Consider the following 22,027-nt stretch of genomic DNA (forward strand, 5'->3'; position numbering starts at 1 on the left):
CAATAGCAAGACATATGGCTATTTTTTGGCTATCCTGGAGCCCAGTGCTACCGGGATGTGACACATGGGCAACTGGGTGGTCTCCCTCGCCGGGCCTCGACAGATCAGTCTCGAGCCCTGCCCGCCAGATTCGCTCGGTCCCGGCCAGGTCCGGGTCCGCACCTGCTACTCGGGCATCTCCGCCGGCACCGAGCTGACCCTCTACCGGGGCAGCAATCCCCGGCTCCGCAAGGACTGGGACGACACCGCCCGCATGTTCGTCCCCCGTCAGGCCCCCGTGCCGTACCCGTTGGTCGGCTTCGGTTACGAGGAGGTCGGCGAGGTCGTCGAGGTGGCCGCAGAGGTCGCCGACCGGCATCCGGGCCAGCTCGTGTGGGGCATCTGGGGGCACCGCGCCGAGGCCGTGCTCCCCGCCGACGCGGTCCGACCCCTGCCCGTCGGGCTGGACCCGCTCGCCGCGGTCTTCGCCCGGCCCGGCGCCATCGCGCTGACCGCCGTGCTCGCCGGCGACCTGCACCTGGGCGACTGGGTCGGCGTCTTCGGGCAGGGCGTCATCGGGCTGCTCGCCACCCGCCTCGCGGCGCTGTCCGGCGCCCGGGTGGTGGCTGTCGACCGGGTGCCCGTCCGGCTGGCCCACGCCACCCACTACGGCGCACGGACCACCGTGGACGCCGAGGTCCGGTCCGCCGCCACCGTGCTGCGCGAGGCCACCGGCGGCCGGGGCGCGGACGTCTGCCTGGAGCTGTCCGGGGCGTACCCGGCGCTGCACGAGGCGATCCGCTCCACCGCGCACGCCGGCCGGGTCGTGGCCGCCGGCTTCTACCAGGGCCAGGCCGACGGGCTCGGCCTCGGCGAGGAGTTCCACCACAACCGCATCCAGCTGGTGGCCGCCCAGGTCTCCGGGCCCACCCCCGCGCCGGGCATGGCCGGCCGGTGGACCGGTGACCGGGTGGCACAGACCTTCATGGAGCTGGTGGCCGACCGCAGCGTCGACCCGCTGCCGCTGGTCAGCCACATCGTCGACGCCAGCGCGGTCGCCGACGCCCTCGCGCTGCTCGACCGCGGCGCCGGTGACGTCCTCCAAGTGGTGTTGAGGTTCTAGATGACCACCATCGCGCTCGCCTGCCAGGAACAACTCCTGCCGGGCACCAACCTGATCCAGAAGTACGCCCTCGCCACCGCGCTCGGCTACCAGGGCATCGAGCTGCGCGGTCGCGGTGACCTCGCGTTCGCCCGCCGCCTGCCCGAACTGCGCCGGGCCCGCGCCGCCGGCGTGGTGATGCCCACCGTCTGCGTCGAGATGACCCACTTCATCGGCGACTTCGACCCCGACCGGTCCGCCGACGCGGTCCGCAACCTGCGCTCCCAGCTCTCGGTCATCGCCGAGCTGGGCGGCATCGGGGTGATGACCCCCGCCGCCTGGGGGATGTTCTCCCGGCGGCTGCCGCCCTTCGAACCGCCACGCCCGCCGGCCGGCGACCGGCAGGTGCTCCTGGACGCCCTCGGCGAGCTGGGCGAACACGCTCGGGCCGAGGGGGTCACCCTGTTCCTCGAACCCCTCAACCGGTACGAGGACCACATGGTCAACCGGCTCGACGAGGCGGTCGCCCTGTGCGCCGCCCTCGGGCTGCCCTCGGTCCGGGTGGTCGCCGACACCTTCCACATGAACATCGAGGAGGACGACGTGCACCGGGCGCTGCGGGCCGCCGCCCCGTACCTCGGGCACGTGCAGGTCAGCGACTCCAACCGGTACCAGCCGGGCGCCGGGCACCTCGACTGGACCGGGCTCGTACGGACCCTGCTGGAGCTGGACTACCGGGGCTGGCTGTCCCTCGAGTGCCGGCTCCGCGGCGACCCCGTCCGCGCCCTCGGCGAGGCCGTCACGGTGCTGCGGCACGCGCTGCCCCGCCGGGCCGCCGCATGACCGCCGACGCCGTACCGGCCCGCATCGGTGGTACGGCCGAGCCGGCCGGGCTGAGCCGGCTGGCCGTCGCCACCCTCGACGCGAACTGGGAGCACGACCACACGGTGCCGTCGCGCACGCTCTACCCGCACCAGTGGAGCTGGGACTCGGCGTTCATCGCGATCGGGCTGGCCCACGTCCGGCCCGGGCGGGCCTGGCGGGAGCTGGCGAGTCTGTTCCGGGCGCAGTGGGCCGACGGACGGGTACCGCACATCGTGTTCAATCCGGCGCTGCGGGTCGGCGCGTACTTCCCCGGCCCGGACCTGTGGCGCTCGGCCGACGTGCCGGGCGCACCGGGGGTCGACACCTCCGGCCTGGTCCAGCCGCCGGTGCACGCGCTCGCCGCGCTGCTGGCCTATCGGCGGGTGCCCGACCAGAGTGGACTGGCCGCGCTGCGCCGGCTCTACCCGGCGCTGGTCGCCCAGCAGCGCTATCTGGCCGAGCGGCGGGATGTGGCCGGCGACGGGCTGGTGTGCGTCGTACACCCGTGGGAGTCCGGTCTGGACAACAGCCCCGCCTGGGACGAGCCGATGGCCGCGGTCCACGCCGAGGCGGCCGTGATGCGCGCGTACCGTCGCCACGACACCGCGCACGCCGACGCCGCGCACCGCCCCACGGACCTGGACTACGCGCGCTACCTGGCGATCGTCGCGGCCTACCGCGGCCACGGCTACGCCGACCGTCACCTGGCCGACGACCATCCGTTCCTGGTGGAGTGCCCGCTGTTCAACGCCGCGTTCGGCTCCGCCGAGCACGCGCTGGCCGACATCGCCAGGCTGACCGGCTTCGACCCGGGCCCGCACCGGCTCCGCGCGGACCGCGTCACCGAGGCGTTGGTACGACGGCTGTACGACCCGGTCACCGGCACGTTCCAGCCCCGCGACCTGCGCGCCGGACGGCTCATCGGCGCGCGTACCGTGCTCGGGCTCGCGCCGTTGCTGCTGCCCAACCTGCCTGCCCGGCAGGTCGACGCGCTCGTCGTCGAGGCGACGTCGGCGCGCTTCGGGGTGGCCGAACGAATGGATCGGCCGCTGCCCAGCTACGACCGCACCGCGCCCGACTTCGAGCCGCTGCGCTACTGGCGGGGGCCGAGCTGGCTGAACATCGGCTGGCTGGTGCGGCGCGGGCTGACCGTCCACGGTCACCCGGAGCTGGCCGCCGGCCTTCGCCGTTCGATGATCGATCTGGTGGCCGGCGCGGGCTGCCACGAGTACTTCCATCCCGACACGGGGGCCGGGCTGGGCTCACCGGCGTTCGGTTGGACCGCCGCGCTCCTGCTCGACCTGCTCGCCGCGTGAATGTTCCCGCCGGCGTCAGGTGGTAGCGTGCGCGCTCCCAGCGAGGCGGGAGGCGGCGTGCGCGAGATCGACAAGGTGGCGTGGATCCTGATCGAGGACGGGCGGGTGCTGAGCACCCGGTCGCAGGGCAAGGACGTGTGGTACCTGCCCGGCGGCAAGCGCGAGCCCGGGGAGAGCGATCTGGAGACCCTGCGCCGGGAGATCGGTGAGGAGTTGAGCGTCGAGGTGGACGTGCGCGGGGCGACGCACCTGGGCACGTTCACCGCGCAGGCGCACGGGCACGCGGCCGGCGTCGCGGTGCGGATGACCTGCTACCAGGCCGGATACCGGGGACGGTTGCGGCCGGCCAGCGAGATCGCCGAGATGGCCTGGCTCGGGTACGCCGACCGGCACCGCACCTCCCCGGTCGACCAGCTCATCTTCGACCACCTGGTGGCGGCCGACCTGCTGCGATGAGGGTCGCCGGCCCGCATCCGGCGCTGTTTGCCCCCGTCGGGCGCGGGTAACCGCCCCGGCGTGACCGACAGCGCGGGCGGCGACGGGTTTGGGCACTTCATCGACGCGGTGTCCCGGCGTTCCGGCCTACCGACCGGGCAGGCTGCCGCTCTCGCCCGCGCGGTGCTCACCACGATGGCGGAACGCGTCACCGGTGCCTCGCCCGACCCCGCCGGGCACCTCCCCGACCAGGTCGACGGCTACCTGTACGACTTCGCCCCGGACGCCCACCCGACCGACCCGGTCCCGGCCGTGACGACCGACGGTGACGGGCTCGACGCCGGGGTGGGTCTCGTCGTCGGCGGACCGGCCACGCCGCCGCCCATGGACGCCGGTCCGGTGGACTTCCTACGCCGGGTGAGCCAGCGTGCCGGAGTGGACGCGGCCACGGCACGGCTGGGCACGGGCGCCGTCTTCGCGACCCTGCGCGAGGCGGTGACCGTACGGGAGTTCCACGAGATGGTGGCCCGACTGCCCCGCGACGGGAGCGAGCCCGATCCCGCCTGGCCGACGAGCGATTGGTGATATCCGGTGCGGATCGACGGCGTCAGCTCTCGGCGTCGGGCAGCTCCTCGGGCTCGGTGACCCAGGCGGAGAAGACCGGCACCCCGTGCCACGGGCCGGTGGTCCCGTCGGCCCTGCTGTCGGTGGCGACGGCCACCACGGCGTACGGGTGGCCGAAGCGCAGCTCGGCAGTACGGGCGACTCCCTCCGGGGGCAGGCTGACCGTGCCGAACATCCCGGTCACCGCCGCCGCCTCGAACCCGTACCGGCCGTACCGGGCCATCGCCACCTGACCCGCCTCGAAGCCCTGGACCGGTTGGCCGAGTGCCCGAGCCAGTGTGCCGGCCGCGGCCTCGAAGCCCAGCGTCGCGGCCATGAGATCGTGCTCGCTCCGCGCCGACCAGCAGGGGAGTACCGCCTGATGCCGCTCCTCGCGGCCGTCGCGCGCGCGGGTCCGGACCCGCTCCTCGCGCAGCGTCCACAGCGGGGTCTCGCCGAGCGGCAGGTCGAACAGTGACCGCCGACCCGTCGGTTGCGCGCCGTCGGCCGCGCCAACGCTGAGTCGGTACGCGGCGGCGAGCACATCGCCCGCCGGCACGTGCGGCGCGGCGGCCACCGAGAGGACCACCAGCCCCGCGCCGTCGGTTGCCTGGGCGCGGGCGGCGTGCACGATCACGTCGCCGGCCCGCTCGGTCGTGACGATGGCCCCCTGGTGCCCGTGGCTCGGGCTGCGCAACGCCTGACGGAGGTCGCCCGCCCAGGCGCTACCGGGACCCAGCGCGCGGGCGTCGGTGACGTCGAACGGCTCGGCCCACGAGATCCGGGTGGCGAGCGCGCTGGCCAGGGCGAACACCACGTCCGGGCGGACCTTCAGGGGGAACGTCTCGATCAGGCCGTCGGTGTGCTCGCGCGCCCAGGCGTCCAGGCCGGCCTGGTCGGGGAGCGGGCCGACCTCGGTCGTCGCGGGGAGCGTGGCCCGCCATCCGGCCGGCTCGTCGACTCCTCGAACCGCTCGCAGCCACAACGCCGTGGCGGACGCGACCAGCGGGTGCGGCGCGTCCAGCAGCGTGCGGGCCACGTCGGCCGCGCTGGCCAGATCGGTGCCCAGAGCCGCCGCCAGCCGCTCGCCCGTCGCGTACCGGGCCGCCGCGTCTGACCCGGCTACCGCTTCTGGCCCGCTCGCCGCGTCCGCGTCGGCCGTGTGCAGGCCGGTCGCCTGGGCGGCTTCGGTCGTCGCGGCGCTGACGGCGAGCAGCAGCCAGGCGCCGAGCGGGGAGGCGACGTGGTGCCGATCGCCGATGGCGGCGTGCAGCCGTTCGGCGTACGCGGACAGCGGGCCGTGCAGGTCGGTCGTCATGCCTCCACTCTGCCCGGCGCGACCCGGTCCGGCATCCGCACCGGCCCGGTCACGACCACAGCTCGAACGGCTCGTCGATCCGCTCACCGGCAAGGAGGGGCGTGATCAGCCGAGGGAGCTGACCGGGATAGAAGCGTTCGGCGCTGGTCACCACGTCGGCAAGTGGCCACCAGCGGAAGCCGAAGTAGTCCTCCCGCTCGTAGTCGAGTCGGTCCGTCTCGTCCACGTCCGGGCCGGGACCGGTCAGTCGTACGGCGACGATCACCTCGTCCTGGACGTGGCGCAACTGGCGGTGCAGGAAGCTGGCCCGCCGTCGCCAGGTCGGCGCGCCCACCTGGTCGGCGGTGACGACGATGCCAGTCTCCTCGCGCAGTTCCCGCACCGCGGTCTCGCGGTACGTCTCGCCCGGGTCCATGCCGCCGCCGGGCAGCTCCCACCAGGTGCCGAGCCGAGGGTGGTCCGGGTCGCGGGTGTGGAACAGCAACACCCGGTCGGAGTCGTCGATGACGACCACGCGCACCGCGCGCCGTTCGAGGATCGGCAGGTCGTCGGGTAGGTGGTCCATCGGCTCAGTCTGCCGCAGCGCTCCGGCTCCGGGGGACCGCGCGGGGGCCGGTAGGCTGCCCGCCGTGGCTGGTCTGTTGAGGAACGTGGCGCAACGCATCTCCCGGGTGGGCGCGGCAATTCCGTCGCCCCGGCGTACCGGGCCGTCACCGGCGCGGGTGGCCCGCCCCCGGCAGGTGAACGCGTTGCAGCGGCGCGAGCTGAGCTACGCGCCGGAGGTCGACGGCCAGGCCGACCCGGGTGAGATCGTCTGGACGTGGGTGCCGTACGAGGACGACCCCCGCCAGGGCAAGGACCGCCCGGTGCTGGTGGTGGGGCGGCACAGCCGGACGCTGTTCGGGCTGATGCTGTCCAGTCAGAGCGAGCGGGACGGGCAGCGGCACTGGTTCGCGCTCGGCCCCGGCGAGTGGGACCGGGACAAGCGGCCGAGCTGGGTCCGGCTGGACCGGGTGCTCACCATGCGCGAGGACAGCATCCGCCGCGAGGGCGCCGTGCTGGATCGGCCCCGGTTCGACCGGGTCGGGCAGGCGCTGCGCGCCGGCTACGGCTGGCGCTGACCGTACCCTCGGCGGCCGGACGGACCGTCAGGCCGGCTCGCGGCTCGGACCGACCGCGGCGCCCTGCGCGTCCGGCGGCGGGTACGGCTGTTCGGCGAGCAACCGGGCCAGGTGGGCGCTGTTGAGCGCCAGGGCCTTGGTGGTGCGGCCGGTGGTGTCGGTCTTGGGGCCGGCGTCGCGGTAGTCCACCTTGTGCAGGGCCTCACCGACCCAGTAGGTCGCTCCGGCGGCGGCGACGGTGAACCCCACCTCGTTGAGCGCTCCCTGCACCTCGGCGATGGTGTGGTGCGCGCCGTCCTCGTTGCCGACGACCGCGACGCCGGCCACCTTGCCGTAGGTGAGCAGTCGTCCCTCGTGGTCGGTCTCGGACAGCTCGGCGTCGAGGCGTTCGAGGACCATCTTGGTGACGCTCGCGGGTTGGCCGAGCCAGATGGGCGTGGCGATGATGAGGATCTGGGCGTCGAGCAGCTTGGCGCGGATGGCGGGCCAACCGTCGCCGTTGCCCTCGTCGGTCGACACCCCGAAGCGCACGTCGTGGTCGACCACCCGGACGATCTCGCCGTCCACGCCCTGACGGGCCAGTTCGGCCAGCACCTCCCGGCCCAGTTGCTCTGAGCTGGAGGGGGCCGGCGACGGCTTGAGGGTGCAGTTGAGTACCAGGGCGCGGACGCTCACCACGAGGGGTTCCTCTCGTCGGTCGTATCGGGCTGTTCTCCCCGTACCCGTGTGTCGGGTCGAATCACGGTCCTGGTCCGGTGAAACCGTTGACAGTCGGCGGTCGAGCTGTAGATTCAACCTGTCGGTTAATTAGCTAGGTGGTTGAAAGCGACATGACAGCGGACCCGGTCAGCGCCGTGTTCGGCGCGCTCGCCGACCCGACCCGCCGCGCCATCCTGGCCCGGCTCGCCACCGGTGAGGCGACGGTCAACGAACTGGCCGCGCCGTTCCCGATCAGCGTCCAGGCCATCTCCAAGCACCTGGGGGTGCTGGAGCGCGCCGGGCTGATCGTGCGGACCCGCGACGCCCAGTGGCGGCGGTGCCGCCTCGATCCGACGCCGCTGCGCACCGTCGCCGAGTGGGTGGACCAGTACCGCCGGCTCTGGGCCGAACGCTACGACGCCCTCGACGACTATCTACACGACCTGAAGGAGACCAGCCATGACCGAGACCCGTGACCTGACGGTCGACGTGTCCTCCGAGCGGGACATCACGACGGTCCGTTCGTTCGACGCCCCGCGAGACCTCGTCTTCGCCGCGCACACCCAGGCCGAGCACCTCAAGCGATGGTGGTGCCGGGGCAATCCGGCGGACGTCGAGATCGACTTCCGCGAGGGTGGCCGCTATCGCATCGTCGAGCACGCTCCGGACGGCAACGACTACGCCTTCCGGGGTGAGTTCCGGCAGATCACCGCGCCGGAGCGGATCGTGCAGACCTTCGAGTTCGAGGGCATGCCCGGCCAGGTGGCGGTGGAGACGCTTGTCTTCGCCGAGCTGGACGGCGGCACGCTGCTGACCAGCACCACTCGCTTCGACACCGCCGCCCAGCGCGACGGCATGGTCGAGGCCGGCATGGCGCAGGGCACCGCCGAGTCGTACGCGGCCCTAGACCGGCACCTGTCCACCCTGCACTGACGGACCGGACCACGTTGATCAAGAGGTTCGCGTCAGAATACGAGCCGATCGTGACGCGAACCTCTTGATCAACACGGGTGGGGTGTGGGGTGTGGGGTGTGGGGGTTGTGGAGTGGGTTCAGGAGGCGTTTGGGCTTCGGTTGTCCGTTGTGGACGAGATCCCGCACGGGGCTGATGTGCGGGCTCGGCTGTGGCGGGGTGGGACGGGCGACGGTGGGCGGTATGCCGTCAAGGTCAGCGGTGGCGGTACGCCGGCCGGCCTGATCGTGGCCGCGCACCTGGCCGAGCGGGGCGTGCCCGGGGTCGCGGCGCCGGTCCGCACCCGTGCCGGGCGGCTGTACGCCGAGCGTGACGGGGTACGCCTCTCCGTGGTCCCGTGGGTGTCCGACCTGCGGGCGCTGGACGGCCCGATGAGCGAGGCGCACTGGCGTGCGTACGGGGAACTGCTGGCCGCCGTGCACGCGGTCCCGGTGACCGGCGAACTGGAACGGCTGCTACCGGGCGGCGGTGACGCGTACCCCTCGATTGTGGCCGCGACCAGGGACGTGGCCGGACGGCTCCGTGACCAGGTCGACTCGGGCGATCCGCTGGTCGCCGACCTGGCGGCACGCTGGGCGGCGAACGCCGACCGGGTGTCCACCCTGCTCGCCGGGGTCGAGCGACTCGCCGCCCACCGGTCGGGGTCGGCGGTGGTCTGCCACGGCGATCCCCATCTGGGCAACCTGCTGCTCGGCCCGGACGGCCAGGTCTGGTTGATCGACTGGGACGACGCCGTGCTCGCCCCGCGCGAGTGTGACCTGATGTTCGTCGTGGGCGGGGTGCTCGCCTTCGCGCCGATCACCCCCGGGCAGGAGAGGGCCGTGCTCGCCGGGTACGGCGCGGTCGACATCGACGCGGCGCGGCTGGCCTGGTTCCTCGCGGTACGCGCGCTCGACGACCTCAGCGACTGGACCCGCCAGGCGTTGGACCCCACCGGCGGCCCCGACGATCGCGCGACGGCCGCCCGGATCGTCCGTGGGCTCGTGTCGCCGGTCGGCCTGGTCACCCTCGCCGACACCGCGCTGCGTGACCTCGACGAACGGCGCTGAGCGGCCCGGAAACGCGAAACGGCAGGGGGATCCGGCTCCCTGCCACCTCTAACGTATATCGCACCCGGGGTCTTGCGGCAAGACCCCCGTCGTGCCGCAGAATCGTCACCCGAAGCCCAAACCTGGGAAAATCGGGGGGAATCGTGATCGATGTCATCATTGCCGGCGGCGGACCGACCGGTCTGATGCTCGCCGGTGAGTTGCGACTGCACGACGTACGCGTTGTCGTGCTGGAAAGGGATGCCGAGCCGACCCGCTTCGTCCGTTCCCTCGGCCTGCACGCGCGCAGCATCGAGATCATGGACCAGCGCGGACTGCTGGAGCGCTTCCTCGCCCTGGGTACGCGGCATCCGCTCGGGGGCTACTTCGCGGCGATCCCCAAGCCGCCGCCGGGCGGCCTCGACAGTGCCCACGCGTACGTCCTCGGCATCCCGCAGACCACCACGGACCGCCTGCTGGCGGAGCACGCCGTGGAGGTCGGCGTCGAGGTCCGGCGCGGCAGCGAGGTGGTCGGGTTGCGCCAGGACGACGACGGGGTGACGGTGGAGCTGGCCGACGGGACGCGGTTGCGGTCGCGCTTCGTGGTCGGCTGCGACGGCGGCCGGAGCACGGTCCGTCGGCTGCTCGGCGTCGACTTCCCCGGTGAACCCAGCCGGGTCGACTCGCTGCTGGGCGAGATGGAGGTGGGGGTATCCCCGCAGACGGTGGCGGACGTGGTCGCCGAGGTGCGCAGGACCCACCTCCGCTTCGGTCTCGGGCCACTCGGAGACGGCGTGTACCGGGTCCTCGTGCCCGCCGAGGGGGTGGCCGAGGACCGCGATGTCCCGCCGACCATCGAGGAGTTCCAACAGCAACTGCGGGCGTACGCGGGCACCGACTTCGGCGTGCACTCGCCGCGCTGGCTGTCCCGCTTCGGTGACGCGACCCGGTTGGCCGAGCGTTACCGGGTCGGCCGGGTGCTGCTGGCCGGCGACGCCGCGCACATCCACCCACCGACCGGCGGGCAGGGCCTCAACCTCGGCATCCAGGACGCGGTCAACCTCGGTTGGAAACTGGCCGCCGAGGTCGCCGGCTGGGCGCCCGACGGGCTGCTGGACAGCTACCACGCCGAGCGGCACCCGGTGGCCGCCGACGTCCTCGTCAACACCCGTGCGCAGATGTTCCTGCTGTCACCGGATCCGGGGCCGCAGGCGGTACGCCACCTGTTGGCGGAGCTGATGGACTTCGAGGACGTGAACCGGTACCTGATCGAGAAGGTCACCGCGATCGGGGTCCGCTACGACTTCGGCGCGGGTCACGAGCTGCTGGGGCGGCACCTGCGGGACGTCCGGCTGACCCGTGGACGTCTCTACGAACTGATGCGCGCCGGCCGCGGGCTGCTGCTCGACGCGACCGGTCGCCTCTCGGCCGCCGGTTGGGCGGACCGGGTCGACCACGTCGTCGACGTCGGTGACGGGTTCGACGTACCCGGTGTGCTGCTGCGTCCGGACGGCCACGTGGCGTGGGTCGGTGACGATCAGACCGACCTGGTGGGTCAGCTGCGCCGGTGGTTCGGCGCGAGCGCCACCTGAGCCGCTACTCCACGAAGCGGGCGCTGTCGACGAGCTGTCGCGGCGCCCGCGGGCCGGAGAGGCTCTTCGCCTGGTACATGGCCGCGTCGGCGCGGCTGAGCGCGTCGGTGAGCTGGGCCGGACAGGTCACCGGGGCGAGCCCCACCGACGCGGTGACCCGGACACTGCACCCGGTCAGCCGGATCGGCGCGGCGACGGTCTCGCTGAGGCGTCGGGTGGCGTGCTCGATCCAGCGTCGGTCGACGGTCGGGCTGGCGAGCAGCCCCGCGAACTCGTCGCCGCCGAGGCGGGCGACGAGGTTGTCGCCCGCGAACCCGGCCAGTCGTTCCGCGACGCTGATCAGCACCTGGTCGCCGGCGGCGTGCCCGTACCGGTCGTTGATCTGCTTGAAGTCGTCGAGGTCGAGCACGATGGCGATCAGCGGCTCACCGTCGGCGTTGGTGAGCAGGGCGGCCGCGAGACGGTAGAAGGCGCGGCGGTTGGGCAGCCCGGTGAGCGGGTCGTGGCTGGCGGCGTGGCGTTCGGCGGCCAGCTCGGCCTGGAGGTGTTCGATCTCGGCCTCGGCGCGTACGGCGCGGCGACGCAGTTGCCAGGAGGAGAGCAGGGCACCCGCCGCACAGACGCCGGAGGCAACGCTCATCGGATCCGGCAGGAGACCTCCCATCGCCGCGACCGCCTCCCGCCTCCGGTCTGCGCGGCGCGCCTGCCGCGTCGGTGTCAGTTTTCCCTGGTCATCACCCCGCTCGGGGTAACGCAAAGTGAACGGATAAGCACCGATCACGTGCGTTATCATGCTCGCCATCCGGTGCAGATGCAATAGCAGATGCACGTGCATACGGTCCGACCCCGATACCGCACCCTCGCCGCGTCACCGCTCCTCCCACGGGCACCGGCGGGCTCGTGAGCAGAAAGACGCCTCTCATGCAGCAGCCACCCAATGGCGTTCCGATCCCTCAGTTGCCCCATCTGACCTGGCAGAAGAGTCGCCGTAGCAACCCGAGCGGCAACTGCGTCGAACTCGCCGAACTGCCGGGAGGGGCCGGCATCGCCGTCCGCAACTCGCGTCATCCGGAAGGTCCGGCGCTGATCTACACAGTGGACGAGATCGCCGCCTTCGTGCTCGGCGCCCGCGACGGGGACTTCGACCATCTGATCAACTGAAGGGCCGCGCCGGGCGGTCCCAGCGATGGGACTGAATCGCCGGTCCGGAGGAGTTCACCTCACTGTCGGTCCATGGCATGCTTACACGTCGGTCGGGCTCGGTGCCCGGCCACGTGGTCGGTATCCGGAGGTCCGCACGTGACGATGGTTCCCGCCGAGGGCGGCCCGACAACCGGGCCAACCGTGCTGCGCATGCTGCTCGGCGCCCAGCTTCGTCGGCTGCGGGAGTCCAGCGGGGTGACCCGGGAGGGCGCCGGGTGGGAGATCCGCTCCTCTGAGTCGAAGATCAGCCGGATGGAGCTGGGCCGGGTCGGCTTCAAGGAACGGGACGTCTCCGACCTGCTCACCCTCTACGGCGTCAGCGACGAGGGGGAGCGCGACGCGCTGCTCAAGCTCGCGCGGGACGCCAACAGTCCCGGTTGGTGGCACCGTTACGGCGACGTGCTGCCCAGTTGGTTCCAGTCCTACCTGGGCCTGGAGGCGGCGGCGGCGCTGATCCGCAGCTACGAGGTGCAGTTCGTCCCCGGCCTGTTGCAGACCCGGGAGTACGCCCGGGCGGTCGTGCTGCTCGGGCACGGCGGCGCCGGCGTCGCCGAGATCGACCGCCGGGTGGATCTGCGGATGCAGCGTCAGCAACTGCTGCTCCGGGACAAGCCGCCGCTGCTCTGGGCCGTGGTGGACGAGGCGGCGCTGCGCCGGCCGATCGGCGGTCCAGAGGTGATGCGGGGCCAGCTCACCGCGCTCATCGAGGCGACCAAGTCGCCCACCGTCCGACTTCAGGTCATCCCCTTCGCCGCAGGTGGTCACGCGGCGGCCGGTGGCGCCTTCACCATCCTGCGCTTCGGTGACCAGGAGCTGCCCGACATCGTCTACATCGAACAGTTGACCAGCGCCCTCTACCTGGACAAGCGCGACGACCTCGACTACTACGCCGTGGCCATGGAGCGGCTCTGCGTCGAGGCGGAGCCGCCGGAGCGTACGCCGGAGATCCTGGGCCGGCTGCTGGAGGAGACCTACCCGCGGTGACGGTGCCCTGAGGGGCGCGCGCGGGTTCATTCGCATTGACCGTTGCCGACGTGGCGGGCTAGTCTCTGTATCGATCCAGTCTGAATCGATACAGAGGGGCGTCGAGTGAAGCCGACACTGCAAGCCGTGGCGGACGCCGTCGGTGTCTCCCGCAGCACCGTGTCCAATGCCTACAGTCGCCCCGACCAGCTCTCGTCGGCCCTGCGCGAGCGCATCCTCGCCGCCGCGCGCCAGCTCGGCTACCCGGGACCCAACCCGACCGCCCGCTCCCTGCGCCGTGGCTTCGTCGGCTCGATCGGGGTGCTGTTCACGTCGCAGCTGTCGTACGCCTTCACCGACCCCTTCGCCGTCCGCTTCCTCGCCGGCGTGGGCGTCGCGGCCGAGCGACACGGCACCAGCATGCTGCTCGTGCCCCTGCCGCAGGCGCAGGCCGACGCCCGGCGGGCCGTGGAGAATGCCGCCGTCGACGGCTTCTGCGTGTACTGCGTGGCCGACGAGGAGTGGGCGCTGGACGTCATCCGGGCGCGCGGCCTGCCGTACGTCAGCACGGCCGTACGCGACGACGCCGCCGCCGACGAGCGGTTCGTCGGCATCGACGAGCGGGCCGCCGCGCGCGGCGTCGCCGCGCACGTGGCCGGTCTCGGCCACCGGCGGGTCGCCCTGCTCGTGGACTCCGTCCTGCCCGACGCGCCCGCCGGTCCGGTGACCCTGGCCGGGTTCGAGCACGCCCGGCACCCGACGACCCGTGGCCGGCTCGCCGGCTTCGCCGACGCGTTCGCCGAGGTCGGCGTCGCCTGGTCGGAGCTGATACTGCTCAACGCCCCCGGCAACAGCGGCCACGCCGCGTCGGCCGCCGTCGCCGGGCTGTTCGACCGGCCCGAGCCGCCCACGGCCGTGCTGGCCGGCGCCGACGTGCTCGCCCTCGGCGTGCTCGACGCCCTGGCCCGGCGACCGGGCGGCACCCACCCGCCGGTCTCGGTGACCGGGTTCGACGACGTCCCCGAGGCGGCGGCGGCCGGCCTCACCACCGTCCGGCAGCCGGCGCAGGAGAAGGGCCGGATCGCCGCCGAACTGCTGCTCGACCCACCCACGGACGCTGCCGCGGGTCACGTGCTGCTACCCACCGAACTCGTCGTCCGGGCCTCCACCGGACCTCATGTCAGGAGTTGACCATGGAATTCCCGACCGGATACGTCACCGCCCTGGACGCGATGAACCGCCACGTCACCTCGGCCCGACCGGACGCCCCGGTCGTCGTCGAGCGCGTCCGTCGGCCGCTGCTCGCCCCGACCCGGCAGTTGACCGCCGTCGCCCTGCGCCGGCTCGCCGACCGGATCCAGCCTCGGCCGGTGCCCCGCTGCTCCTGATCACCGCCCATTCCGGCACTCCGGGGACGAACGGTGCCGGTCCGGACACGTAGGGTGGTCGATCGCGCACTCGCCGGGCAGACTGGTCTGGCCATGTCACCCTTCACCCCCACCCTCCGCCTCCACGACCGCTACGTGCTGCACGAGCGGATCGGTCTCGGCGGCATGTCCGAGGTGTGGCGGGCCGACGACGACGTGCTCGGCCGGCCGGTGGCGATCAAGGTACTCGCCGGCCAGCTCGCCGCCGACCCGCACCTGCGGGCCACCATCCGGCGCGAGGCCCGCGCGGCCGCCCGGCTGACCCACCCGCACGTCACCCAGGTGTACGACTACGCCGAGGCGACCCTGGCCAGCGGCGTCGTCGTCCCGTACCTGGTGATGGAGCTGGTCGAGGGCCACAACCTCGCCGACCGGCTGCGCTCCGGCCCGCTGCCCTGGCCGGAGGCGGTCCGGGTGGCCGGGCACATCGCCGCCGCGCTGGCCGCCGCGCACCGCATCGGGGTGGTACACCGCGACGTGAAGCCGGCCAACGTCATGCTCACCGACACCGGGGCCAAGGTGCTCGACTTTGGCATCGCCGCGCTCGGTGGGCTCGACAGCCAGTCCGGCGAGCCGGTGATGGGCACACCCGCGTACTTCGCCCCGGAGCGCCTCGCCGCCGGTCCGCCCGACCCGGCCAGCGACGTGTACGCCCTCGGCGCGGTGCTCTACCGCATGCTCACCGGCGCGGCGCCGCTGCCCGTACAGAGCTGGGAGGACGCCATCGAGGTGCACCAGCGGCGCACACCGGTGCCTCCGCTGCGAGTGCCCGGCCTACCCGCCGACATCGCCGAGCTGACCCTCACCTGCCTCGCCGCCGACCCGGCCCGGCGGCCCAGCGCCGCACAGCTCGCCCGACGGTTCGGCGCCGGCCAGCCGGTCGAGCCCCCCACCGAGCTGCTCCGGATCGTCCCGGCCGCCCACCCGCCGACCCTGATCGACCGCTCGGCCGCCCGGCCAGCGCCGGTCGTGTCCGCGCCGGTCCGACGCCGTCCGCGCCGGCCCGTGGCGCTCGCCGTCGCGGCCGGCCTCGCCGTGCTGGTCGGCCTCGGCGCGCTGCTCACCCAGGGCATCGGCGCACCCGACACGTCCGGCCCCGGGCCGGTGGCCGGCCCGTCGTCGCCCTCCACCACGGCGCCCCCGCCCCGGACGCAGTCGCCGAAGCCGGCGACGTCGGCCTCCCCGTCGCCCCGCCCCAGCAGCGCCGTGCCGTCGTCCGTCGGGCAGGGGTTGCCGGTCAGCTTCCGGCAGGTCAGCGACGAGTTCGACCAGGTGCTCGCCGCGGCGGTGGCCCGTGGCGACGTCGACCGCAGAACCGCCGAGGACCTGCGCGACGACCTCGCCGACGTGAACCGACGGACCCGGGACCGCGAGCGGCGCATCGCCGACCTGCGGGACACCATCGCCGAACTGGTGGACCGTGACCGGTTGCCCCGGCAGACCGCCGTCCAGCTCGACGCGCTGCTGGCCCAGACCCGTGAGCTACCCGCCGATCGCGCCAACCACTAAGTAGTCTCACCGGCATGACGACGACGCAGACGCACCGCCTCGCCGTACCCGGCGCTGACCTGGTCTACGACGTCCGAGGTCCACTGCCTCCGACCGGCGGGCGTCGCGCGTTGCTTCTCATCGGCCAGCCGATGACGGCGGAGGGCTTCGGCGCGCTCGCCCCGCACCTGACGGACCGGACCGTCATCACGTACGACCCGCGCGGTCTCGGTCGCAGCACCCGTAGCGACGGCCGGTCCGACCAGACGCCACAGCAGCAGTCGGCCGATCTGCACCTGCTCATCGAGACCCTCGCCGCCGGTCCGGTGGACGTGTTCGCCAGTAGCGGTGGCGCGGTGACCGCGCTCGAACTCGTCGCGACCCACCCCGACGACGTCGTCACGCTGGTGGCGCACGAGCCGCCGATCAACGCGGTGCTCCCGGACGCCGCCGCAGCCGAGCGCGCTCGGAACGCCTTCTACGAGGCGTACCAGGCCAACGGATTCGGCGCCGGCATGGCCGCCTTCATCGCGATGACGTCGTGGCAGGGCGAGTTCACCGACGCCTACTTCGCCCAGCCCGCCCCCGACCCCGCGATGGTCGGCCTGCCGACCGAGGACGACGGCAGCCGCGACGATCCGCTGCTGTCCAACAGCTCATGGGCGATCACCGACTACCGCCCCGACGCGGCCGTCCTCACCGCCGCGTCGAGCCGCATCGTGATCGCGGTCGGCGCGGAGTCGTCGGGCACCTACACCGCGCGTACGGCCCTCGGCACGGCGGCGCTCCTCGGCCAGGAGGCCGTGGTGTTCCCGAGTCACCACGGCGGCTTCCTCGGCGACGAGCACGGATACGCGGGCAAGCCGGCGGAGTTCGCCGCGCGGCTGCGCGAGGTCCTGGACGCCGACTGACGCCATCGTCCGTCCGGACGGCTGATCTATCCGCGGACGTCGCTGGCATGATGGGCCGATGCGAACACGGCTGATCTTCGTGCGTCACGGTGAGTCGGTCCATCAGGTCGACGGGATCGTGGGCGGCCCGCACGGGTGCCGGGGGCTGACGTCGCTCGGCTACGACCAGGCCGACCGGCTGGCCAAGCGACTCGTGGACGACTACGCCGTCGAGGGGCCGGTGGCGGTGTACTCGTCGGTGCTGCGCCGCGCCGTCGAGACCGCGCAGCCCATCGCCGCGGCGTTCGGCGTCCGGCCGTTGGCCGACTGCGGCCTCTGCACCTGGCACACCCCGCCGTACGCCGACGGGCTGCCGGTCGCCCGCTTCCGGACCGAGCACGCGGTGCCCGGTGGGGGAGTTTTCCGCCCGTTCGAGGACGGCAACGAGAGCTGGGCCGAGTTGGTCGTCCGCGTCAGCCGCGCCGTCATGGAGATCGCGCACCGGCACCGGGGCGGCACCGTGGTCCTGGTCGGCCACAGCGAGACCGTGGAGGGCGCCTTCCACGCGCTCGCCGCGCAGCCGATCTTCCGGGCGTTCGATCTGGAGGTGCCCCCGGCGTCGATCAGCGAGTGGGTCACCGACCACGACACCGGCGGCTGGCCGCCGGCCCGCTGGACCCTGCGGCGCTTCGGGGACACCGTCCCGGGTCGGCTGGCGCTCTGACCCGTCCACGTCGGACGGTCGGCGCGTCAGTCGCGCAGGATCTGCTCGCGCAGGATCTCCGCGTGCCCGCAGTGCTGCGCCAACTCGCGCAGGACGTGCAGGTACATCCAGCGCAGTGGCAGCGGGCCGCGCCGGTTGCCGTGCAGCACGTCGTCCAGACCCAGCGAGGCCGTCGCGCGGCGCGACGCCTCGCACGCTTCGCGGTGGGCCTGCTGGATGCTGGCGATGGTGTCGCCGTCGTCGAGGATGAACGACTCGTCCGGCGTCGCCGGGATGCCGATCTCGGCACGCGACCGGCATGTGATCGCCTCGTCGAACCAGACCTTCTCCACGAAGGCCGCGTGCTTCACCAGACCCAGCAGTGTCGTTCGCGACGGCACCAGCGAGCGTCGTGCCTGCTCCTCGGTCAGCCCGTCCAGGGCCTCGTTGAGCGCGCGGCGATGCTCGTCGATGAACGCCTCGATCTGCGTCTGGGCTGGCTGGTCGACGACGTCGTCGGCGAAGGTGGGCGGGAAAACGGTCATGGACCGAAGCATGTCAAGGGCGTCGCCCGGGATCAACCACGGCACGGCTCACCCGCCGAACGAGACGAGCGCGCCGCGTTCGTCGAAGACCGCCGTACCCGCCCAGGCGATCTCCCACCGGTTGCCCTCCGGGTCGGCGATGTAGGCCGAGCGGCCACCCCACGAACGGTCGGTCGGCGCTGCCACGACCGACGCCCCCACCGCGACAGCCGCCTCGAAGGCCGCGTCGACCCCCGCGCGGTCGTCGACGTTGCAGGCCAGCGTCACGCCGGACCAGCCACCGGCCGGATCGGCGACACCCGGTGCCGCCTCGGCCGCCAGCTCGGGCAGCGGGTAGAGGGCGAGCAGAACGCCTCCGAGCAGGAACGCCGACCAGCCGTCGTCGCTGGCGGGCAGCTCCGGCCAGCCCAGGGATCGGTAGAAGGATCGCAGCCGGCCCAGGTCGCGGGCGCCCAGGGTGATCACGGACAGTCGAGGGGGAATCGCGCTCATCGCCCGATCCTGTCGTACCGGTACGACAGGAAACGCCGGTGTGCTCAGTGGATTGAGGTCGCGGCCCACTCGCCCGGTGTCGTGCCCACCCGCGCGGCCTCATCACCGTGCGGTGTCCAGATGGCCGAGCGGCCGGCCGCCTCGCGGTAACCGCCGCCGGTCGACCCGGCGAAGCTCGCCATCGCCACCCAGACCCGGTGCGTCGTGACGATCCGCTGCGCCCGCACGTCCGGCACAGCGGCGTCCCGGGCCGACTCCAGCACGCCCGCCGCGTACACGTCGATCCCCAGGGCCGCCGTCGCCTGCGCGTGCCCGGCGACACCGGTGTCCTTGCAGACCGCCAGCCCGATCCGCCATCCGTCCACGTCGAGCACGCCCGGTGCGTCGCCCGGCCGGAACCGCCGCGCCTCCACGCCGCCCAGCCACATCTTCCGGTACGCCACCGTCACCCCGTCACCGGTCACCGCCAGCACTCCGATGTGGTCTCCGGGCACCGGCGCGCCGGCCAACGCCACCGTGCCAACCTCGGCGCACGCGTCGACAAGTGGCGTCAACCGCCGGTCGTCCATCGGCACGACCGGCCCCTGCAACTCGTACCCCGTCAGGGACAGCTCCGGGAAGACCACCACCCGGGCGCGCGCCGCGCGGACCGCGTCGGCGTGCGCCCGCGCGTTCTCCCCGACATCCAGGGGTACGCACGGCGGCTGCGCCACCGCGAGCCGCAACGGAGCGCGGGCCGGCCCGTCCGTGGCTGCCTGCGAGGTCTCCGCCTCACGGTTGGCTCTCAGGATCGCTTCGTAACGTGTGGGCATGCTTCGAACGTCGCACGCCGTCCTCGCCACCGGAACCCCCGCCGCCGCGGCCGAACCGCCGCAGGGCGGGATCGTCGGGTACGTCAGCGATCTGGTGGAACGGCTCGGCGGGCCCGGCGCGGGTCTGGCGGTGGCGTTGGAGAACCTGTTTCCGCCGATCCCCAGCGAGGTCATCCTGCCGCTGGCCGGCTTCGTGGCCGCGCAGGGTCGGATCAGCCTGGTCGGCGCGATCTTCTGGACCACGCTGGGTTCGGTGCTGGGCGCGCTGGCGCTCTATCTGATCGGCGCGTCCCTGGGCCGCGACCGGATGCGTGCCATCGTGGCCCGACTACCGTTGGTGAAGCTCAGCGACGTCGACCGGACCGAGGCGTGGTTCCTGCGGCACGGCGTGAAGGCGGTGTTCTTCGGCCGGATGATCCCGATCTTCCGGAGCCTGATCTCCATCCCGGCCGGGGTGGAGCGGATGCCGGTGCGGACCTTCCTGCTCTACACGACGCTGGGCAGCCTGATCTGGAACACCACCTTCGTGCTCGCCGGCTATCTGCTCGGTGACAACTGGCACCTCGTCGAGGGCTACGTCGGCACCCTCCAGAACGTCGTGATCGTCGTCTGCGTCGCGGCCGTCGCCTGGTTCGTCGGCTCGCGGGTGCTCAAGGCCCGCCGCGCCGCCCGAAACCCCGAATCGGACCCGGCTCTGTCTCGCCGCGGTGCGCCCCCGGCGGGAACGCCGGATCCCGACGGTCGGGGCACCCTCTACCGGGGCGCCTCCTGGGCCTCGGACGAGCGCTAGCCTATCGCCGCCCGCACGATGTGTCCGGTGCGGTGCGGTGCGGTCCGGTGCGGTGCGGTGCGGACCGGTGCGGTGCGGTGCGGTCCGGTGCGGCGCGGTGCGGTGCGGTGCGGTGCGGTGCGGTGCGGTGCGGTCCGGTCCGGTCCGGTCCGGTCCGGTCCGGTGCAGTGCGGTGCGGTGCGGACCCGGCAGCTTTCGATGCCAGGGGCGGCGACCACTCCTGCGGCCTTGATGCCGGTGAGTCATCTTGATGACTCACCGGCATCACAGCCCACAACCGCCATGCCCCGCCGCAGCCGCCCCGACGGACAGCGGAACAGCGGAAGGGGACGCCAGGTGGACAGGGTGACGGCGGACCGGCCCATGGCCACGCTCACCTGCGGCTGCCGGTGGGCGTCGCCGTGGGCGGCCCGACGGCGAGCGCCGGGTGGTGCGCCTTGGGCGTGATGTCCGATTCCGGGTGGCGATGGGGTGTGACCGGGTGCATCCCCGGGCCGGAATCGTGGCCGACCCGGGGTCGTTACACACCCTGACGATCGCAGGACCACGGCCACCCCGCCCGGGGAATGGTCGGCCGGACCGGGTCGTTGCAGACCCCCGAACGACCGCAGGACGGCCCCGGGTCCGCTTCCGGATCCACGGCTGAGGGCCCGGGAATGACTCCGGACCGGCGGTCGTTACACACGGTCCCGGCGCCCACGAGCGACTTCCCTCGCCCGTCGGACGCCGCCCCGGCACCGCTCCGCTTGGTGCCGCACCCGAGACCCCCCGTTTGTGCAGCGCCGGACGAGGTGCGCACATCCGCGTCGCCGTTTCCCTGTGGTGAGGCGGGTGTTTCCTACCCCCGAAGGAGCTACCCCCATGAACACGATCTTCCGTAAGAGCATGCTGTCCGTTGCCGGTCTCGCGTTCGCCGGTGGTGTCTTCGCCGGCCCGATCGCCCATGTCGCCGCCCCGAGCACCGACCCCCGGCCGGTCGCCGTGGTGCAGGCCGACAAGCCCGACGCGAGCAAGCTGATCCCGCACGGCACCCAGGGCGCGCAGTCGCACATCGACCTGAACGACGAGCAGACCGGCAACGCCAAGGCCATCATCGCGGCCACCAAGAAGGCGGGCCTGCCCGAGCGGGCGGCGGTCATCTCGATCGCGACGAGCCTGCAGGAGTCGAAGCTGGAGAACCTGGGTCACCTCGGCGAGATGAACGACCACGACTCGCTGGGTCTGTTCCAGCAGCGCCCGTCGAGCGGTTGGGGCACGCCGGAGCAGATCACCGACCCGGAGTACTCGACGACGGCGTTCCTCAAGGGCCTGCGTCAGGTTGACGGCTGGCAGGACATGCCGCTGACCGAGGCCGCGCAGACCGTGCAGGTGTCGGCGTTCCCGGACGCGTACGCGCAGTGGGAGCAGCAGGCCGCCGACCTGGTCGGCCAGTACTGGAACAGCTGACGCACGACCGCATCGATGGCCGGCGCCCCCGGGGTGCCGGCCATCGGCATCCCCACCGCCGGCCCGACTAGTCGCCCGAACGACCTCGCCGGAGGGGGAACATCGGGCGGCGTCGGCTGGTTGTAGACCAGTGTCGGTGTGACTCAGTGTCCCCGGGCCTCACCTACATAGCCTTCGCGGAATACCGTTCGGCTGGAGCCGCGTCGCGCCACTCGCCGAGAGGCGACCTGCACACCGAC

The 22,027-nt window shown here is 72.9% G+C and carries 26 protein-coding genes; 19 read left to right on the forward strand and 7 right to left on the reverse strand.

The annotated features are described in order from the left end of the window. The first annotated feature begins 64 nt into the window (after window positions 1–64). The 5 genes from AB0B55_RS17060 to AB0B55_RS17080 are packed head-to-tail and all read left to right on the forward strand — an operon-like array spanning window position 65 to window position 4,281. A complete protein-coding gene (locus tag AB0B55_RS17060; RefSeq protein WP_357172156.1) occupies window positions 65–1,102 on the forward strand; it encodes a zinc-binding alcohol dehydrogenase in 1,038 nt (345 codons plus the stop codon). After that, complete coding sequence (locus AB0B55_RS17065) at window positions 1,103–1,924, forward strand: sugar phosphate isomerase/epimerase family protein (RefSeq protein ID WP_357172157.1); 822 nt, start codon at window positions 1,103–1,105, stop codon at window positions 1,922–1,924. It begins immediately after the preceding gene. Beyond that, window positions 1,921–3,261: a hypothetical protein gene (locus tag AB0B55_RS17070; protein WP_357172158.1), complete on the forward strand. Its 1,341-nt coding sequence runs from the start codon at window positions 1,921–1,923 to the stop codon at window positions 3,259–3,261. The genes AB0B55_RS17065 and AB0B55_RS17070 overlap by 4 nt, the downstream gene beginning before the upstream one ends. Window positions 3,262–3,318: 57 nt before the next feature. Beyond that, the gene (locus tag AB0B55_RS17075) at window positions 3,319–3,717 is read left to right on the forward strand and encodes an NUDIX domain-containing protein (protein WP_357172262.1); all 399 of its coding nucleotides are present in this window, start codon (window positions 3,319–3,321) and stop codon (window positions 3,715–3,717) included. Window positions 3,718–3,777: 60 nt separating this feature from the next. Continuing rightward, the gene (locus tag AB0B55_RS17080; protein ID WP_357172159.1) at window positions 3,778–4,281 is read left to right on the forward strand and encodes a DUF2267 domain-containing protein; all 504 of its coding nucleotides are present in this window, start codon (window positions 3,778–3,780) and stop codon (window positions 4,279–4,281) included. Window positions 4,282–4,303: 22 nt separating this feature from the next. Here AB0B55_RS17080 and AB0B55_RS17085 read toward each other — a convergent pair whose 3' ends face one another. Beyond that, window positions 4,304–5,617 (reverse strand): hypothetical protein, encoded by a 1,314-nt coding sequence (locus AB0B55_RS17085; RefSeq protein ID WP_357172160.1) that lies wholly within the window; start codon window positions 5,615–5,617, stop codon window positions 4,304–4,306. 49 nt (window positions 5,618–5,666) lie between these two features. Further along, window positions 5,667–6,182: an NUDIX domain-containing protein gene (locus tag AB0B55_RS17090; RefSeq protein WP_357172161.1), complete on the reverse strand. Its 516-nt coding sequence runs from the start codon at window positions 6,180–6,182 to the stop codon at window positions 5,667–5,669. 64 nt (window positions 6,183–6,246) lie between these two features. On the opposite strand from AB0B55_RS17090, the gene AB0B55_RS17095 reads away from it, so the two are divergent. Next, a complete protein-coding gene (locus AB0B55_RS17095) occupies window positions 6,247–6,738 on the forward strand; it encodes a type II toxin-antitoxin system PemK/MazF family toxin (RefSeq protein ID WP_355050009.1) in 492 nt (163 codons plus the stop codon). A 27-nt stretch (window positions 6,739–6,765) separates the two neighbouring features. Here AB0B55_RS17095 and AB0B55_RS17100 read toward each other — a convergent pair whose 3' ends face one another. Further along, entirely contained in the window at window positions 6,766–7,416 is a 651-nt protein-coding gene (locus AB0B55_RS17100; RefSeq protein WP_357172162.1) for an NAD(P)H-dependent oxidoreductase, read from the reverse strand. Window positions 7,417–7,568: 152 nt separating this feature from the next. Between AB0B55_RS17100 and AB0B55_RS17105 the strand changes: the two genes are divergently transcribed. The 4 genes from AB0B55_RS17105 (at window position 7,569) to rox (ending at window position 11,029) form a co-directional block, all read left to right on the forward strand. Continuing rightward, complete coding sequence (locus tag AB0B55_RS17105) at window positions 7,569–7,913, forward strand: metalloregulator ArsR/SmtB family transcription factor (RefSeq protein ID WP_355050007.1); 345 nt, start codon at window positions 7,569–7,571, stop codon at window positions 7,911–7,913. Further along, complete coding sequence (locus AB0B55_RS17110; RefSeq protein ID WP_357172163.1) at window positions 7,897–8,370, forward strand: SRPBCC family protein; 474 nt, start codon at window positions 7,897–7,899, stop codon at window positions 8,368–8,370. The genes AB0B55_RS17105 and AB0B55_RS17110 overlap by 17 nt, the downstream gene beginning before the upstream one ends. A gap of 149 nt (window positions 8,371–8,519) precedes the next feature. Beyond that, complete coding sequence (locus tag AB0B55_RS17115; RefSeq protein ID WP_357121452.1) at window positions 8,520–9,458, forward strand: phosphotransferase; 939 nt, start codon at window positions 8,520–8,522, stop codon at window positions 9,456–9,458. A 143-nt stretch (window positions 9,459–9,601) separates the two neighbouring features. Further along, the gene (gene rox, locus AB0B55_RS17120) at window positions 9,602–11,029 is read left to right on the forward strand and encodes a rifampin monooxygenase (protein ID WP_357121455.1); all 1,428 of its coding nucleotides are present in this window, start codon (window positions 9,602–9,604) and stop codon (window positions 11,027–11,029) included. A 4-nt stretch (window positions 11,030–11,033) separates the two neighbouring features. Here the strand turns inward: rox and AB0B55_RS17125 are convergent, their stop codons facing one another. Continuing rightward, complete coding sequence (locus tag AB0B55_RS17125) at window positions 11,034–11,681, reverse strand: GGDEF domain-containing protein (RefSeq protein ID WP_357122169.1); 648 nt, start codon at window positions 11,679–11,681, stop codon at window positions 11,034–11,036. A gap of 269 nt (window positions 11,682–11,950) precedes the next feature. Here AB0B55_RS17125 and AB0B55_RS17130 point away from each other — a divergent pair, with 269 nt between their 5' ends. The 7 genes from AB0B55_RS17130 (at window position 11,951) to AB0B55_RS17160 (ending at window position 17,724) form a co-directional block, all read left to right on the forward strand. Then, window positions 11,951–12,190, forward strand: a complete 240-nt coding sequence (locus AB0B55_RS17130) for a DUF397 domain-containing protein (protein ID WP_355050003.1) — start codon at window positions 11,951–11,953, stop codon at window positions 12,188–12,190. 138 nt (window positions 12,191–12,328) lie between these two features. Then, complete coding sequence (locus AB0B55_RS17135; RefSeq protein ID WP_357121459.1) at window positions 12,329–13,216, forward strand: helix-turn-helix transcriptional regulator; 888 nt, start codon at window positions 12,329–12,331, stop codon at window positions 13,214–13,216. A 126-nt stretch (window positions 13,217–13,342) separates the two neighbouring features. Continuing rightward, on the forward strand, window positions 13,343–14,386 hold the full coding sequence (locus AB0B55_RS17140) for a LacI family DNA-binding transcriptional regulator (protein WP_357121462.1): 1,044 nt from the start codon (window positions 13,343–13,345) through the stop codon (window positions 14,384–14,386). Between the two features lie 2 nt (window positions 14,387–14,388). Next, complete coding sequence (locus tag AB0B55_RS17145) at window positions 14,389–14,583, forward strand: hypothetical protein (protein WP_357121465.1); 195 nt, start codon at window positions 14,389–14,391, stop codon at window positions 14,581–14,583. A gap of 93 nt (window positions 14,584–14,676) precedes the next feature. Then, window positions 14,677–16,131 carry a serine/threonine-protein kinase gene (locus tag AB0B55_RS17150; protein WP_357172164.1) on the forward strand — a complete coding sequence of 485 codons (1,455 nt, stop codon included), beginning with the start codon at window positions 14,677–14,679 and terminating at the stop codon, window positions 16,129–16,131. Between the two features lie 14 nt (window positions 16,132–16,145). After that, a complete protein-coding gene (locus AB0B55_RS17155; protein WP_357121471.1) occupies window positions 16,146–17,021 on the forward strand; it encodes an alpha/beta hydrolase in 876 nt (291 codons plus the stop codon). 58 nt (window positions 17,022–17,079) lie between these two features. Beyond that, window positions 17,080–17,724 (forward strand): histidine phosphatase family protein, encoded by a 645-nt coding sequence (locus tag AB0B55_RS17160; RefSeq protein ID WP_357121474.1) that lies wholly within the window; start codon window positions 17,080–17,082, stop codon window positions 17,722–17,724. 26 nt (window positions 17,725–17,750) lie between these two features. Here the strand turns inward: AB0B55_RS17160 and AB0B55_RS17165 are convergent, their stop codons facing one another. Genes AB0B55_RS17165 through AB0B55_RS17175 form a run of 3 tightly spaced genes read right to left on the reverse strand, consistent with a single transcriptional unit; the run spans window position 17,751 to window position 19,465 of the window. After that, window positions 17,751–18,248 (reverse strand): DinB family protein, encoded by a 498-nt coding sequence (locus tag AB0B55_RS17165; RefSeq protein ID WP_357121477.1) that lies wholly within the window; start codon window positions 18,246–18,248, stop codon window positions 17,751–17,753. Window positions 18,249–18,296: 48 nt separating this feature from the next. Continuing rightward, window positions 18,297–18,740, reverse strand: a complete 444-nt coding sequence (locus AB0B55_RS17170; protein ID WP_357172165.1) for a VOC family protein — start codon at window positions 18,738–18,740, stop codon at window positions 18,297–18,299. Between the two features lie 44 nt (window positions 18,741–18,784). After that, window positions 18,785–19,465 (reverse strand): carbon-nitrogen hydrolase family protein, encoded by a 681-nt coding sequence (locus AB0B55_RS17175; protein ID WP_357172264.1) that lies wholly within the window; start codon window positions 19,463–19,465, stop codon window positions 18,785–18,787. Between the two features lie 85 nt (window positions 19,466–19,550). On the opposite strand from AB0B55_RS17175, the gene AB0B55_RS17180 reads away from it, so the two are divergent. Both AB0B55_RS17180 and AB0B55_RS17185 read left to right on the forward strand, forming a co-directional pair. Continuing rightward, window positions 19,551–20,342 carry a DedA family protein gene (locus AB0B55_RS17180; protein ID WP_357172166.1) on the forward strand — a complete coding sequence of 264 codons (792 nt, stop codon included), beginning with the start codon at window positions 19,551–19,553 and terminating at the stop codon, window positions 20,340–20,342. An 861-nt stretch (window positions 20,343–21,203) separates the two neighbouring features. Beyond that, window positions 21,204–21,788 carry a hypothetical protein gene (locus AB0B55_RS17185; RefSeq protein WP_357172167.1) on the forward strand — a complete coding sequence of 195 codons (585 nt, stop codon included), beginning with the start codon at window positions 21,204–21,206 and terminating at the stop codon, window positions 21,786–21,788. Window positions 21,789–22,027: the final 239 nt, after the last annotated feature.

Source organism: Micromonospora sp. NPDC049107 (genome assembly GCF_040648595.1).
GTDB lineage: Bacteria > Actinomycetota > Actinomycetes > Mycobacteriales > Micromonosporaceae > Micromonospora.

What these genes read in the sequence shown, in the direction of transcription:
- AB0B55_RS17060 (WP_357172156.1), top strand. Translation starts at nt 65, where the DNA reads ATGGGCAACTGGGTGGTCTCCCTCGCCGGGCCTCGACAGATCAGTCTC.
- AB0B55_RS17070 (WP_357172158.1), top strand. Translation starts at nt 1,921, where the DNA reads ATGACCGCCGACGCCGTACCGGCCCGCATCGGTGGTACGGCCGAGCCG.
- AB0B55_RS17130 (WP_355050003.1), top strand. Translation starts at nt 11,951, where the DNA reads ATGCAGCAGCCACCCAATGGCGTTCCGATCCCTCAGTTGCCCCATCTG.
- AB0B55_RS17185 (WP_357172167.1), top strand. Translation starts at nt 21,204, where the DNA reads ATGAACACGATCTTCCGTAAGAGCATGCTGTCCGTTGCCGGTCTCGCG.
- AB0B55_RS17155 (WP_357121471.1), top strand. Translation starts at nt 16,146, where the DNA reads ATGACGACGACGCAGACGCACCGCCTCGCCGTACCCGGCGCTGACCTG.
- AB0B55_RS17145 (WP_357121465.1), top strand. Translation starts at nt 14,389, where the DNA reads ATGGAATTCCCGACCGGATACGTCACCGCCCTGGACGCGATGAACCGC.
- AB0B55_RS17065 (WP_357172157.1), top strand. Translation starts at nt 1,103, where the DNA reads ATGACCACCATCGCGCTCGCCTGCCAGGAACAACTCCTGCCGGGCACC.
- AB0B55_RS17090 (WP_357172161.1), bottom strand. Translation starts at nt 6,182, where the DNA reads ATGGACCACCTACCCGACGACCTGCCGATCCTCGAACGGCGCGCGGTG.
- AB0B55_RS17085 (WP_357172160.1), bottom strand. Translation starts at nt 5,617, where the DNA reads ATGACGACCGACCTGCACGGCCCGCTGTCCGCGTACGCCGAACGGCTG.
- AB0B55_RS17160 (WP_357121474.1), top strand. Translation starts at nt 17,080, where the DNA reads ATGCGAACACGGCTGATCTTCGTGCGTCACGGTGAGTCGGTCCATCAG.
- AB0B55_RS17105 (WP_355050007.1), top strand. Translation starts at nt 7,569, where the DNA reads ATGACAGCGGACCCGGTCAGCGCCGTGTTCGGCGCGCTCGCCGACCCG.
- AB0B55_RS17170 (WP_357172165.1), bottom strand. Translation starts at nt 18,740, where the DNA reads ATGAGCGCGATTCCCCCTCGACTGTCCGTGATCACCCTGGGCGCCCGC.
- AB0B55_RS17110 (WP_357172163.1), top strand. Translation starts at nt 7,897, where the DNA reads ATGACCGAGACCCGTGACCTGACGGTCGACGTGTCCTCCGAGCGGGAC.
- AB0B55_RS17165 (WP_357121477.1), bottom strand. Translation starts at nt 18,248, where the DNA reads ATGACCGTTTTCCCGCCCACCTTCGCCGACGACGTCGTCGACCAGCCA.
- AB0B55_RS17180 (WP_357172166.1), top strand. Translation starts at nt 19,551, where the DNA reads ATGCTTCGAACGTCGCACGCCGTCCTCGCCACCGGAACCCCCGCCGCC.
- AB0B55_RS17150 (WP_357172164.1), top strand. Translation starts at nt 14,677, where the DNA reads ATGTCACCCTTCACCCCCACCCTCCGCCTCCACGACCGCTACGTGCTG.